Source organism: Saccharothrix syringae (assembly GCF_009498035.1).
In the GTDB taxonomy this organism is placed as follows: domain Bacteria; phylum Actinomycetota; class Actinomycetes; order Mycobacteriales; family Pseudonocardiaceae; genus Actinosynnema; species Actinosynnema syringae.
Map to the genome: position 1 here is coordinate 7,911,956 of NZ_CP034550.1, position 13,005 is coordinate 7,924,960.

Annotated in this window: 11 protein-coding genes; 7 read left to right on the forward strand and 4 right to left on the reverse strand. The window is 71.5% G+C overall.

All coding sequences use genetic code 11. The features are described 5' to 3' along the window. Nucleotides 1-146: 146 nt before the first annotated feature. Both EKG83_RS33075 and EKG83_RS33080 read right to left on the reverse strand, forming a co-directional pair. The gene (locus EKG83_RS33075) at nucleotides 147-383 is read right to left on the reverse strand and encodes a ferredoxin (RefSeq protein ID WP_033434650.1); all 237 of its coding nucleotides are present in this window, start codon (nucleotides 381-383) and stop codon (nucleotides 147-149) included. Next, entirely contained in the window at nucleotides 380-1,567 is a 1,188-nt protein-coding gene (locus EKG83_RS33080; RefSeq protein WP_033434651.1) for a cytochrome P450, read from the reverse strand. Before EKG83_RS33080 ends, EKG83_RS33075 begins: the two co-directional genes overlap by 4 nt. Nucleotides 1,568-2,073: 506 nt before the next feature. Here EKG83_RS33080 and EKG83_RS33085 point away from each other — a divergent pair. The 6 genes from EKG83_RS33085 to EKG83_RS33110 all read left to right on the forward strand — a co-directional run bounded on the left by EKG83_RS33085 (nucleotide 2,074) and on the right by EKG83_RS33110 (nucleotide 9,269). Next, nucleotides 2,074-3,429: a KamA family radical SAM protein gene (locus EKG83_RS33085; protein WP_153278617.1), complete on the forward strand. Its 1,356-nt coding sequence runs from the start codon at nucleotides 2,074-2,076 to the stop codon at nucleotides 3,427-3,429. 15 nt (nucleotides 3,430-3,444) lie between these two features. Next, nucleotides 3,445-4,692 carry a pyridoxal phosphate-dependent aminotransferase gene (locus EKG83_RS33090; protein WP_033434652.1) on the forward strand — a complete coding sequence of 416 codons (1,248 nt, stop codon included), beginning with the start codon at nucleotides 3,445-3,447 and terminating at the stop codon, nucleotides 4,690-4,692. Next, a complete protein-coding gene (locus EKG83_RS33095; RefSeq protein ID WP_033434653.1) occupies nucleotides 4,689-5,618 on the forward strand; it encodes an ACP S-malonyltransferase in 930 nt (309 codons plus the stop codon). Before EKG83_RS33090 ends, EKG83_RS33095 begins: the two co-directional genes overlap by 4 nt. After that, entirely contained in the window at nucleotides 5,615-7,138 is a 1,524-nt protein-coding gene (locus EKG83_RS33100; protein WP_033434654.1) for an AMP-binding protein, read from the forward strand. Before EKG83_RS33095 ends, EKG83_RS33100 begins: the two co-directional genes overlap by 4 nt. A 456-nt stretch (nucleotides 7,139-7,594) precedes the next feature. After that, nucleotides 7,595-8,344, forward strand: a complete 750-nt coding sequence (locus EKG83_RS33105; protein ID WP_033434655.1) for a S1 family peptidase — start codon at nucleotides 7,595-7,597, stop codon at nucleotides 8,342-8,344. Between the two features lie 85 nt (nucleotides 8,345-8,429). Beyond that, on the forward strand, nucleotides 8,430-9,269 hold the full coding sequence (locus tag EKG83_RS33110; protein WP_033434656.1) for an alpha/beta fold hydrolase: 840 nt from the start codon (nucleotides 8,430-8,432) through the stop codon (nucleotides 9,267-9,269). Between the two features lie 102 nt (nucleotides 9,270-9,371). Here the strand turns inward: EKG83_RS33110 and EKG83_RS33115 are convergent, their stop codons facing one another. Next, nucleotides 9,372-10,133, reverse strand: coding sequence for a GntR family transcriptional regulator (locus EKG83_RS33115; protein WP_033434657.1), 762 nt, complete (start codon nucleotides 10,131-10,133; stop codon nucleotides 9,372-9,374). 741 nt (nucleotides 10,134-10,874) lie between these two features. Continuing rightward, nucleotides 10,875-12,461, reverse strand: a complete 1,587-nt coding sequence (locus EKG83_RS33120; RefSeq protein WP_033434658.1) for an AMP-binding protein — start codon at nucleotides 12,459-12,461, stop codon at nucleotides 10,875-10,877. Nucleotides 12,462-12,692: 231 nt separating this feature from the next. Here EKG83_RS33120 and EKG83_RS33125 point away from each other — a divergent pair, with 231 nt between their 5' ends. Next, the gene (locus tag EKG83_RS33125) at nucleotides 12,693-12,941 is read left to right on the forward strand and encodes an acyl carrier protein (RefSeq protein WP_033434659.1); all 249 of its coding nucleotides are present in this window, start codon (nucleotides 12,693-12,695) and stop codon (nucleotides 12,939-12,941) included. Nucleotides 12,942-13,005 lie beyond the last annotated feature (64 nt).

Here is a 13,005-nt window from a genome sequence, read left to right on the forward strand (position 1 = left end):
AGGGGGGTCACTCCGGACGGGAGATGACGGGGGTCACCCCCGGCGGAAGACGGCCGGGGCCCGCGCCGACCGGGGAACGGCCGGGGCTCACGCCGTGCCGGGGGCCGGTCGGGACTGCCCCCGACCGGCTCACCCCGGCCGGTTCACTACTCCTCGGGTGCGAGCACGCGCCCGGTCGCCACGTCCGTGACGGTGATGGCGGCCATGGGGCACATCTCGGCGGCGTCGAGCAGGGCGTCGCTCGGGCCGACCTCCGGGCGCAGGGCGGCCGCCTTGCCGTCCCGGATCTCGATCTGCTCGGGCGCGGAGCCCGCACACACACCGGTGCCGATGCACGCCTGCCGGTCGACGGCGACCCGCCAGGTGGCCTCGGCGGTGCTCACCAGGTCACCTTCAGCAGCTTCGGGCCGCGCACCAGCAGGCCCTTCTTCCACTCCACGCCCGCGTCGCCCTCGGCCAGGTCCAGGTCCGGGAACCGCGACACGATCAGCTCCAGCGCGACCTGCAGCTCCATCCGGGCCAGCTGCGCGCCCAGGCAGTGGTGCGGGCCGTGGCCGAACGCCACGTGCGGGTTGTTCTCCCGCCGGAAGTCGATCTTCTCCGCCTCGGGGAAGATCTCCGGGTCGCGGTTGGCGCCGGGCAACGACACCAGCACCGGCTCGCCCGCCTTGATCACGACGTTGCTCAACTGCACGTCTTCAGTGGCGTAGCGGGGGAACATCGCCGCCGGGTTGAGCGGGATCAGCCGCAGGAACTCCTCCACCGCGTTCGGGATCAGCTCCGGCTGCGCCTTGAGCAGCTCGAAGTGCTCGCGGCTCTTGAGCAGCGCGTAGACGAAGTTCGGGATGTGCGTCGACACCGTCTCCGAACCGGTCAGCAGCAGGCCGACACCGGCGATCGACAGCAGCTCCTGCTCGGTGAGCACGTCGTCGTTGTCGCGGGCCTTGACCAGCGCGCCGAGCAGGTCGTCGGTGGGCTCCGCGCGGCGCTGCGCCACCAGGGCGCCCATGTAGCCGAACAGCTCCTCGGCCAGCGACATCAGCGGCTGGGCGGTGCTGGTCAGGCCCTCGGTCCAGACCCGGAACTTGGTGCGGTCCTCGAACGGCACGCCCAGCAGCTCGCAGATCACCGTGATCGGGAAGGGCAGCGCGAAGTGCTCGACCAGGTCGGCGGGCGAGCCCTTGGCGACCATGTCGTCCAGGAACTCGTTGGCGATGCGGACCGCGCCCTCGCGCATCTCGTTGACCCGGCGGGCGGTCAGCGCCTTGCCGGCCAGCTTGCGCAGCCGGGTGTGCTCCGGCGGGTCCAGCCCGATGATGCCCTCGTAGGTCATCTCCTCACGCGTGCGGGGCTGGTCCTTGCCCTGCGCCGCCGCCCGGCTGAACCGCGGGTCCGTCAGGACGGTCTTGACGTCCTCGTACCGGGTCGCCAGCCAGGCCAGTTCACCGTAGGGGAGCTGGACCCGGCTGACCGGCTCGTCCCGCCGCAGCGCACCGTAGAGCGGATCGATGTCGATCCCCGGCTCCTCGCTGAACGGGTAGGTGCGCACCTGCTGGGTTGCTGTCATTCGTTCTTCTCCTCCGGGTGCACCGGTCGGGTGGACCGGCGCGCTCCACGCCCATTGAGGTCTGCCCGGAAGCGGGTTCACGACCGCTCGGCTGAATGGTCGCGGGAAAAAGCCTGCCCCGGCACGATCGGGTGAAGCCTAATCACGCGCACCGAACCGACCACACCCCCGGAACGCCCCTACGTTCCCCCTATCGGGGGTCGGGGGCCCCACCTCGGTCACGAGGGGCGCCGATCGGCGTTCCGGCTCGTCGGGGGCCCCGGCCCCGGTCCTCCGGGCCGGTGGTCCGGGTGTGGTGAGGGGTGGCGCAGGGGCCCGACTAGGGGTTCGCCGGCGCTCTTCCGGACTAGGGTCGCACAGCAGGGCCACCGCTGACCTTCCCCAGCCATTCGACGCGTTCTCCCGGGCACCGCGGCCGACCCGGCGGCGGTGGCGGTCGAGTGCGCATTCCCGGCCTGCGAATCGAAACCAATCCCTGGGATGTCCGGAACGGAAGGTGTTTGCGCATGTCCCTGTCCGCACTGTCGTCCACCCCGCTGTCCGCCGCGGAGGCGCCCCGCTTCCGCTCGTTCGGCCCCCACCACGTGGACGAGGTCGCCGCCCGCTACGCGCTGCCGGCGCACCTGCTGGACAGCGTGCGGGTCATCGCCCAGGTGCTGCCGTTCCGCGTCAACGAGTACGTGCTCTCCCACCTGGTCGACTGGGGCCGCATCCCGGACGACCCGATCTTCCAGCTGGTGTTCCCGCAGCGCGGCATGCTCAGCGACGACGACGAGCGCGAGCTGTCCGGGCTGCTGCGCGACGGCCGGAAGAAGGAGCTGCGCGAGGCCGTCGGCCGCATCCGCGCCGGGCTCAACCCGCACCCGTCCGGGCAGATGCAGCTCAACGTGCCGAGCCTGGAGGGCACGCAACTGCCGGGCATGCAGCACAAGTACCGCGAGACGGTGCTGTACTTCCCGCAGCAGGGGCAGACGTGCCACGCCTACTGCACCTACTGCTTCCGCTGGGCGCAGTTCGTCGGGGACGCGGACCTGCGGTTCGCCGCGCCCGGCCCGGAGCAGCTCGTGCGCTACCTGCGCAACCACCCGGCCGTGACCGACGTGCTGGTCACCGGCGGCGACCCGATGATCATGAGCACCGAGCGGCTGCGCTCGCACCTGGAGCCCATCCTGTCGGTGGACACCGTGCGCACCATCCGCATCGGCACCAAGTCGGTGGCCTACTGGCCCTACCGGTTCACCACCGACACCGACGCCGACGACGTGCTGCGGCTGTTCGAGCAGGTGGTGGCGTCCGGGCGGGCGCTGGCGGTGATGGCGCACTTCAGCCACCCGCGCGAGCTGGAGACCGCGCAGGCGCGGCTGGCGCTCTCGCGCATCCGCTCGACCGGCGCGATCGTGTACTGCCAGGCGCCGCTGATCAAGCACGTCAACGACGACCCCAAGGTGTGGGCCGAGATGTGGCGCGGCCAGCTGGCCGCCGGCCTGGTGCCGTACTACATGTTCGTCGAGCGCGACACCGGCCCCCGCGAGTACTTCAAGGTGCCGCTGGCCCGCGCGGCGGAGATCTTCCAGGCGGCCTACCGCACGCTGCCCGGCCTGGCCCGGACCGTGCGCGGCCCGTCCATGTCGGCCACGCCCGGCAAGGTCCTGGTCGACGGCGTGGAGGAGGACCTGGACGGCCGGTGGTTCCGGCTGCGCATGGCCCAGGCCCGCAACCCCGAGCTGGTCGGCCGCCCGTTCCGCGCCCGGTTCTCGGCGGAGGCGTCCTGGCTCGACGAGCTGGAGATCGACCCCGCGACGCCCGCGGACATCCTGGCCGCGGTCACCGGCACCGCGCCGAAGACCCCGGTCCGGGGCTGACGAAAGGTTCGCGCTGTGGTCATCCGGAAGATCTCGCCCAACCTGGCGCTGGACCACCAGGTCTCGCTGCGCCAGGCCGCGGGCGAGCGGATCGTGCACCTCGGGTTCGGCGAGGCCCGCCTGCCCGTGTTCCCCGGCCTGGTGGAGCGGCTGGTCGCCGGTGCGTCCCGCAACTCCTACGGCCCCGTACCCGGCCACCCCGGCGTGCTGCGCGCGGTCGCGGGCTACTTCGGCCGCCGCGCCCTGCCCACCGACCCGGAGCAGGTGATCGTGGCGCCGGGCAGCAAGGCGCTGCTGATGGCGTTGCAGTTCGTGGTGCCCGGTGACGTCCTGCTGCCCGCGCCGTGCTGGGTCACCTACGCACCGCAGGCCCTGGAGGCGGGCAAGGAGGTGATCCCGGTCCCGATCCCGGCCGAGTGCGGCGGCGTGCCCGACCCCGACGCGCTGCGCGAGGCCGTCCGCGCGGCCCGCGCCCGCGGCGCGAACCCGAGGATCGTCATCCTGACGGCCCCGGACAACCCCACCGGCACCACGGCGACCCCCGACCTGGTCCGGCGCATCTGCGCGGTGGCCGAGGAGGAGGACCTGCTGCTGGTCTCCGACGAGATCTACCGCGACCTCGTCCACGACCCGGGCTTCGAGTACCTGAGCCCGGCCGAGGTCGCCCCGTCCCGCACGGTCGTGGTCACCGGCCTGAGCAAGAGCCTGGCCCTGGGCGGCTGGCGCATCGGCGCGGCGCGCTTCCCGGCGGTGCCGATGCGCCAGGACGTGGCGTCGGTGGCCAGCGAGGTGTGGTCCACCCTCGCCGGTCCCCTGCAGGAGGTCGCGGAGTACGCCTTCGACGAGCCCGCCGAGCTGGTGGCCCGCCGCGACGCCGACGCCCGGCTGCACGGCGCGCTGGCCCGGGCCGTGCAGGACATCGTGGTCAAGTCCGGTGCCCTGTCCCGCCCGCCCACCGGCGGCTTCTACGTCTACCCGGACTTCGAGCCGCTGCGCGCGCAACTGGCCCGCCACGGCGTCGTGGACGGCGCGTCCCTCCAGGACCACCTGCTGACCCGCGGCGTGGCCGTGCTGGCGGGCGAGCACTTCGGCGACGACCCGGGGGCGCTGCGCTTCCGCGCCGCCACCAGCGTCCTGTACGGCAACACCGCCGAGCTCCAGCAGGAGGCCATGGCGGCGGCCGACCCGACCACCGTGCCGCACGTGGCCGACGCGCTGGCCGTCATCGAGCGGGCGTTCACCGAACCCGGGAGCGGGCGATGAGCACCGCCGTCGCGTTCCCCGGCATGGGTCCCACGCGCTTCGCGGACGTGGCCAAGTTCATGCTGGTCAACCCGTTCGCCCGGGAGCTGCTGGCCACCGCCGACGACGTCCTGGGCTACGACCTGTTCGCCGCGCTGCGCGGCAGCTCCTCCGACTACGCCGAGGCCGCGCAGGTCGCGTTCCTGGTCAACAGCCTGGCGCTGGCCCGCTGGGCGGAGCACGAGTTCGACCTGGAACCGCGGTACTGCACGGGCGCGAGCTTCGGCGGCAAGGCCGCGGCCGTCCACTCCGGCGCGCTGAGCGCCGAGGACGGCATCCGGCTGACCGCCGACCTGGTCCGGGTGGAGACGGAGTACTTCGCGTCGCGGCACAGCGACGTGGTCACCCTGTCGTTCGCCCGCACCCCGGCCGCCGAGCTGTCGGCCGTGCTGGACGAGCTGGCCGACTGGCACGAGGTCTCCTGCTACGTCGACGAGGACTTCTACATGGTCTCGCTCAAGCGGGACAGGCTGGAGTGGATGCAGAAGCGCCTGAAGGCGGCGGGCGGCCTGCCGCTGTACGAGATGGACCCGCCCATGCACGTCAGCGCCTTCGCCGACCTGCGCGACCGGATCGAGCGGGAGCTGTTCGCCGGGCTGGCCTTCCGCGACCCCGTCACCCCGGTGGTCGCCGACCAGGACGGCACGGTCCGCACCACCGCGGCCGGCGTCCGGGCGATCCTGCTCGACGGCGTGGTCCGGCCCGTCCGCTGGCCGGAGGTCGTGCGCTCCCTGCGCGCCAACGGCGTCACCCGCCTGTGCGTGGCCGGCCAGGACGCCCTGTTCGGCCGGGTGCCGTGCACCACGAACAACTTCAAGGTCGTCGCGGCGACCCCGCGGCTGGCGATGCAGCCCTACAAGCGCCCCGCCCTCCGGAGAGCGTCATGACCTTCGACGAACCCGTCCTGCACTCCCGCTTCCTGCGCGGCCTGGCCCAGGCGCCCGGCGGCACCGCGCTGCACCTGGAGGACGGCCGCACCGTCGGCTACGAGGAGCTGCACGAGCTGGCCCTGGCCTGGGCGGGCACGCTGCTGACCGCCTCGGACGCGCCGCCCGGGGCGATCGGCGTGCTGGCGGACAAGACCCTGGAGTCCTACGCGGGCCTGCTCGCCGTGCTCTACACCGGCGCCACGGCCGTGCCGCTGCACCCCGAGTTCCCGGCCCAGCGCACCCGGCGGATGCTGGAGGCGTCCGGTGTGTCGGCGGTGCTGGCCGACGCCGCGGGCGTGGCCGCGCTGGCGCAGGTCGGCGTGGACGTGCCGGTGCTGGCCCCGTTGGCCGGTGAGCTCTTGACCGGTCGGCGCCTGACCGGTGGCAGGCCGTTGGACGCGCCGCTCCCGGTGTCGCCCAAGGACCTGGCCTACGTCCTGTTCACGTCGGGCTCGACGGGCAGGCCGAAGGGCGTGCCCATCACCCACGCCAACGCCGACCACTACTTCTCGATCCTGGAGCAGCGCTACGACTTCACCGGCGACGACCGCTTCTCCCAGTCGTTCGACCTGAACTTCGACTGCGCCATGTTCGACCTGTTCTGCGCCTGGGGCGCGGGCGCGCAGGCCCACCCGGTGCCGGGCGCGGCCTACCGCGACCTGCCCGCGTTCGTCGCGGACCGGGGCCTGACGGTGTGGTTCTCCACCCCGTCGGCGATCACCCTGGTCCGCCGCATGGGCGGCCTGTCGGCGAACTCGATGCCGGGCCTGAGGTGGAGCTTCTTCGCCGGCGAGGCCCTGCGCGCCGCCGACGCGCAGGACTGGCTGGCCGCCGCCCCGGCGTCCACCCTGGAGAACATCTACGGCCCGACCGAGCTGACCGTCACGATCACCGGCCACCGCTGGACCGAGGCGACCCCGTCGCTGTGCCTCAACGGCCTGGTCCCGATCGGGGAGGTCCACGAGGGCCACGACTACGTCCTGGTGGCCGAGGACGGCAGCCACGTGGACACCGAGGGCGAGCTGTGCATCACCGGCCCGCAGATGACCGCCGGCTACCTGGACCGGTCGGACGACGAGGGCAGGTTCCTGCTCTTCGACGACCGCCGCTGGTACCGGACGGGCGACCGGGTCCGCAAGCACCCCGACGGCACCCTGGTCTACCTGGGGCGGCTGGACTCCCAGGTCCAGCTGGCGGGGTGGCGGGTGGAGCTGGCCGAGGTCGAGCACGCGCTGCGCAACTGCGAGGAGGTGCGGGACGCGGTGGCCGTGACCCGGCCCACCGACACCGGCCTGGAGCTGGTCGTCTACTACACGGGCACCCCGACCCCGTCCCGGCTGCTGTCGAAGGAGCTGCGGGACGTGCTGCCCAAGGGCATGCTCCCCCGCGAGTACCGCCACGTCGACGACTTCCCGCTCAACTCGAACCGGAAGGTGGACCGGGGCGCGCTGACCCGGATGGCCGCCGAGCCGGCCTGAGTCCGCCGCGTTCGACATATTCGACGCGTTCGACGGGGGGAGCCCAACCGGGCTCCCCCCGTTTAGCGTTTGGCGGCAATTCACATTTATCCCGTCCCATGATCGAGCGAGCACATCTTCACCCCCGCACGTGTGCTACCTCACTCGTCCCACTGTTCGGAGCGCACAACCGACGAAGGTCGTCGAATCGGTGCATGTGACCGATTGCTCACGATCACTCCTGGGATCATCCTTCACATGGACCCCACCAGCGCTGATCAGAGTATCTGAACCGATGCAGCGAGGTGGGCCCACTCTGGTCTGGACCACCTTCCCGGCACGTGGAAGCCGACCGCAATAATCGGTACGACTTCGGTCGACCGCCTCCCCACCATCGGCCGGTTCTGGGCACCACCGCGACGCGACAGGCTCGAAGCACGGTGAACCCACCGAATTCCTCTCGCCGAAGGTGATTGAATGCGAATTCCACGCGCCCTGTCCCTGCTCGTCGGTGCCGCCGCGCTGTTCTCGACGGCAGCCCTGGCCACCCCGGCGTCCGCGGCGCCCGTCGCACCGCCCCCGGTCGGGACCGACATCATCGACGGCGGCCCGGCGTCGTACGCGCCGTTCGCCGTGCGCCTGTTCAACAACGGCACGCCGTGGTGCTCGGCGACCATCATCGCCCCGACCTGGGTGCTGACCGCGCAGCACTGCGTGTCCGACACCGCCGCCACCTACACCTTCCGGATCGGCAGCCTCCAGCAGAACTCCGGCGGCACCCTGGTGACCGGCGTCGAGGTCGTCACCCACCCGGCCGCCGACATCGCCCTGGTCCGCATCGACCAGGCCCAGCCGACCTGGTGGGAGTACGCGAGACTCGGCACGCCCTCGGCCGTGGCGGCGAACCAGCCCGTGCAGATCTGGGGTTGGGGCGCCACCTGCCTCGGCGACGAGGGCGCTTGCCAGTCCCCCGTGCTGAAGCTGGCCACCACCCTGGTCGAGTCGGTCTCCTCGTTCGACTGGCTGGGCGGCGTGGCGATCTCCTCCACCCGCGTCGACGGCATCTCGGCCGGCGGCGACTCGGGCGGCCCGATGATGGCCACCAGCCCGGTCGACGGCCGGTACTACCAGGTGGGCGTGTCCTCCACGAGCAACCGCTTCGACTGGTGCGCCTACACCAACATCACCGTCTACCGCGACTGGATCTTCTCCGTCGCGGGCGTCTGATCCCTGACGAAGGCCCCACCTCCCGAGGTGGGGCCTTCCCCATTATTCCCTATCGTTCTCTGTCGTGGGGTCGTATGGTGCGTTTATGACACCAAGCGCCATCTACCGCACGGAGGCCGGCGAGGCCGAGATCAAGCGCCGCTACCTCGACCTGCTCGACCGGTGGCCCGTCCCGCACGAGCGGGTGCGGGTGGCGACCGGGCAGGGTGAGACGTTCGTCGTGGTGTCCGGGCCGCCGGACGCGCCGCCCGTGGTGCTGCTGCACGGGTCGGGCGCCAACACGACCATGTGGATGGGCGATGTCACCGCGTGGTCGCGGCACTTCCGGGTCTGTGCGGTGGACCTGATCGGCGAACCGGGCCTGAGCGCCCCGTCCCGCCCGCCCCTGGGCACCGACGCGCACGCGCGCTGGCTGGACGAGGTGCTGGACGCGCTGGGCGTCGACCGGGCGGCCGTCGTCGGTGCCTCGCTGGGCGGCCTGCTCGCCGCGGACTACGCGACCAGGCGCCCCGAGCGCGTCGACCGACTGGTGCTGCTGTGCCCCGGCGGCATCGGCAGGCAGAAGGTGGGGGTGCTGGTCAAGGCCGTCCTGCTGCGCCCGTTCGGCGACCGGGGGTTGCGGCGGGGCGTGCGTTCGATCGCGGGCATCGGCGCCGACGCACCCTTCCTGGACCAGGTGGTGCTGCACTTCACCCACTTCCGCCCCCGACTGGAACGGCTGCCCCTGCTCACCGACGAGGTCCTGCGCCGGCTGGCGATGCCCACCCTGGTGATCGTCGGCGAGCGGGACGCCATGCTGGACTCGGCCGGCACCGCGCGGCGGGTGCGCCGGGCCGTGCCGCACGCCACCGTGGTGGTGCTGCCCGGGGTCGGGCACAGCATCACCGGGCAGACCGAGGAGGTGCTCGGTTTTCTGCGGGCGTGACGGAACCCCGCCCCGGGTGTGGGGGCGGGGTTCGTCCACAGTGGTTTCAGACCACGGCCGCCCTGGCCGGCGGGGTAGGCCGGACGTGGTCCGGCGACGCAGTCACTCATCCACAACAGGAATTCGGTAGGTCAGCCCGTAGCGGTCGCCCGGAACGACGATGTCGCACGTCTCGACCGGTAGGTCATCCGCGAGGAACGTCCGCTCGATGGTGAACACGTGCACGCCCGGCGGGATGTCCAGCGCCTCGACCTCCCGGGGCAGTGGGGCGCGGGTGGTGACCGACTCCACGACCTCGGTTACGCGGATGCCGATGCGATCCATGCGGTTGATGACCCCGCGACCGGCCAGCGGGCCTTCTTCGGGACGCTCCACGTCGGTGCCCTCTGTCAGCGCAAGCGGTTCGTACGACGTGGAGACCTGGACGGGGCGGCCGTTGGCGAGGAAGCGATACCCGGTCCTCATCACTGGGGCGTTCGGAGCGATCTTGAGTCGGGTTGCGATGTCGTAGGGGGCAGCGGCACGCGCGGAGCCGGCCTCGATGTCGGTCGTCGCGCCTGCGCGCCGCGCGTCGTCGGCGAACTCGCCCGTGGACTTGTGCCTTCGGTAGCGGTTGCGGGCCATCCGCTCGACCCGCTGTCGAGGGCGCACGAAACTGCCCTTGCCGCTGTGGCTGTCGACCAAGCCTTCGTTGCGCAAGACACCGATCGCTTGACGTGCGACGACCCGGGAGACGCCGTACCGGCTCATCAACTCGGACTCGGACGGCAGCTTGGCCCCGGCGGGCAACGTGCCGTCGATGATCTTCGTGCGGTAGTCGTTCGCGATCTGGGCGTAGGCAGGAGTTCCGGTCCAGCGGGTCACCTGGTCGGTCTCCTCTCAGCCGCAGCCTGTCATACCTATCAGGTTAGCTTCACCCGATCTGCTTACTGATCACCACAGCTGTCCTACCTATTATAATAGGTGGCTAGCGGCATGAAGCCGCTGGTGAAACGGCTTGGCAGGGACGACTACACACCGCGTGTACCGCGCGTAGTGCTTCGCACACAGTCGTCACGTAGATCCAAGCCTTGGGAGGACTGGACGTGCTCGACTTCGACAGCGCGGATGGCGACAGGGCGGAGCTAGTCGTCCCCTACGTGGCCATGTGGAGCGAGGAGGCGGTAGGGGAACCGCAACTGGTGGAGCGTCCGAGCGGGACAGGGGTCGCGTATGCGGACGAAACCCTCGGTGATCGGGACAGTCTGGGCGTCCTCTGGGACCGAGCGGCGGTTGCGCCTGGACGCGGCAAGCCGCAGTTCGCCAGGATCCACGTCTACCGCCAGCGCCGCGCCATGCGGAAGCTGCTGTGCCAGGGGTCGAGGGCTTCCGGTACCGCGCAGGACCACAGCGGCGGCCGGTTCCCGTTGAGCGCGAACTCGTCTCCTTCACCGATCCCGCCATCCTCTGGACCCTGGCCTCCAAGCCGGCGCGCGAACTCCTCGACTGCACGGTCCTGGAGGTCGAAGCGGGCAGGTCGCCGGGTAACGCGGGACAGGGCCTTCCCGCGCGCGAAGCCGACCCCCCGCCACCACGAGGTGACAGGGGGTCGGTCTCATGAACGCCTCAGACCCGGGCGGCCTTGGCCAGCAGGGCGGCCCGGTCCACCTTGCCGTTCGGGGTGGTCGGCAGCTCGTCCAGCACGCGGACCTCCTGCGGCACCATGTAGTCCGGCAGGGCCTCCATGCAGAACGCCTTCAGCTCCAGCTCGTCGAGCCCCTCGACGCCGGCGGCCAGCACCACGAACGCGGCCAGCGCCGGGTCGCGGTCGGGCACCGGCACCAGCAGCGCCGTGGCGGCCGCGACGCCGGGGAAGTCGGCCACCCGCCGCTCGACCTCGCCCAGCTCGACGCGGTTGCCGCGGATCTTGACCAGCGAGTCGGCCCGGCCGCTGAAGTACAGCTCGCCGCCCTCGCCCCGGCACGCCAGGTCGCCGGTGCGGAACACCACCTGGCCGGCCCGCGGGTTCAGCGGGTCGAGGACCAGGGCGCGCCCGGTGGCCTCCGGGTCGTCCCAGTAGCACGTGAACAGGGCGGCGCTGCGCAGGTGGATCTGGCCCACGCCGCCGACCTCGTCGACCGGCTGCCCGTCCTCGTCGATCAGCACCATCTCGGCGCCGGGGTGGGCGAAGCCGATCGACAGCTCCTCCACGTCCTCCGGCAGCGGGTTCGGCACGTCGGTGAACGACGACGCCACGGACTCCGTGCTGCCGAAGCAGTTCACGATCCGCACGCCCGGCAGCAGGTTCTGCAGCGCGCGCAGCTCGGGCATCGGGAACTTCTCGCCGGAGTACAGCACGCCCCGGATCGAGCCGCCCAGCTCGCCCAGCATCTCCGACTCGTGCCGCAGCACCGGCCGCCAGATCGACGGCACGCCGTTGACCTGGGTGACCTGCGCGTCGTGCAGGAACCGCACCAGCTTGCGCGGCCACCGCAGCAGGTCGCGCGGCACGGGCACCACGGCCGCGCCGCTGCCCAGCGCCAGGCCGATGTCCAGCAGGGAGAAGTCGAACTGGAGCGGCGAGGTGGTCGCCACCCGGTCCTCGGCGGAGACGATGCCGTGCGCGAGCATGCCGCGGAAGAACGCCAGGATCGCGCGGTGGCTCATCACCACGCCCTTGGGGCGGCCGGTGGTGCCCGAGGTGAAGATCATGTAGGCGGCGTCGGTCGGGGTGACCTCGCGCCGGTGGCGCACGCGCGGTGCGGGTGCCCGCTCGACCACCAGGCCGTCCGGCCCGAAGCGCGCCAGGCCGACGTTCTCGGCGACGCCCTCACGCCGACCGTTCGCCGCCTGCAGGTGCAGCGCCGGCTCGACGGCCTCGACGATGGCCTGCAACCGCTGCGCGGGGGTTTCGGGGCTGACCGGGATGTAGGTCAGGCCCAGCGACGAGCACGCCAGGAACGCGGTGATCGACCACGAGGTGGTGTCGGACTCCAGCACCACCCGGTCGCCGATGTCCAGGCCCAGCTCGTCCAGCTGCGCCGCCAGCGCCGCCACCCGGCGCTCCAGCTGCCGGAAGGAAATGGTGCCGAACTCGCCCTCGGCGTATTCGACGACCGCCGCCTTCTCCGGCGTCAGCCGCGCGCCGACGAGCAGGAATTCGTGCAGTGTCGCGACCTGGTCGTGCGCGCGCGCGAATACTTCTCGACCCATGCTCTCGTGCACCTCACTGGTTGACGCCGGACCGAACGCACGGACCCCGAAAGACTAGCAGCGCAGCTCAGAGGGCCAACCCGGCAAGCACCCCTAGCCCACCCCTAATCTCCTGAATTCACCCCTGCACGTTTTGCCGGCGATCCCCGTGGCTATTTTGCCACAGTTTTTCCGTGCTACCGTGACGACATCTCAGCGGCGAATTGTGGTCCGGGAAGGGGCACGGTCATCATGTGGGAAGAGCGGTTCGAGGAGACCCTGCGCAAGCACCTGCCGTTCCTCGACGCGGGCGAGGAGCTGACCGCAGACGTCGAACTGCGCGACGTCGGCCTGGACTCGCTGGCCATGGTCGACCTGCTCGCCGAGCTGGAGAAGGGCTACGGGGTGCGCTTCCGCGACGACGCGCTCAACGCCGAGACGTTCCGCACGCCCGAGACGCTGTGGAACACGCTGTCCGGGATGCTCGAACCGACCGCCTGAGGCGTGCGGCGGCGCAAGCGAAGCCATACAGGTACAGCACGAGAAGAGGGGGAAGGGCCTAGGA

Excerpts from the sequence above, each read along its gene's own strand:
- EKG83_RS33080 (WP_033434651.1), bottom strand. The coding sequence starts at position 1,567 with ATGACAGCAACCCAGCAGGTGCGCACCTACCCGTTCAGCGAGGAGCCG.
- EKG83_RS33085 (WP_153278617.1), top strand. The coding sequence starts at position 2,074 with ATGTCCCTGTCCGCACTGTCGTCCACCCCGCTGTCCGCCGCGGAGGCG.
- EKG83_RS33095 (WP_033434653.1), top strand. The coding sequence starts at position 4,689 with ATGAGCACCGCCGTCGCGTTCCCCGGCATGGGTCCCACGCGCTTCGCG.
- EKG83_RS33100 (WP_033434654.1), top strand. The coding sequence starts at position 5,615 with ATGACCTTCGACGAACCCGTCCTGCACTCCCGCTTCCTGCGCGGCCTG.
- EKG83_RS33105 (WP_033434655.1), top strand. The coding sequence starts at position 7,595 with ATGCGAATTCCACGCGCCCTGTCCCTGCTCGTCGGTGCCGCCGCGCTG.
- EKG83_RS33110 (WP_033434656.1), top strand. The coding sequence starts at position 8,430 with ATGACACCAAGCGCCATCTACCGCACGGAGGCCGGCGAGGCCGAGATC.
- EKG83_RS33120 (WP_033434658.1), bottom strand. The coding sequence starts at position 12,461 with ATGGGTCGAGAAGTATTCGCGCGCGCGCACGACCAGGTCGCGACACTG.
- EKG83_RS33125 (WP_033434659.1), top strand. The coding sequence starts at position 12,693 with ATGTGGGAAGAGCGGTTCGAGGAGACCCTGCGCAAGCACCTGCCGTTC.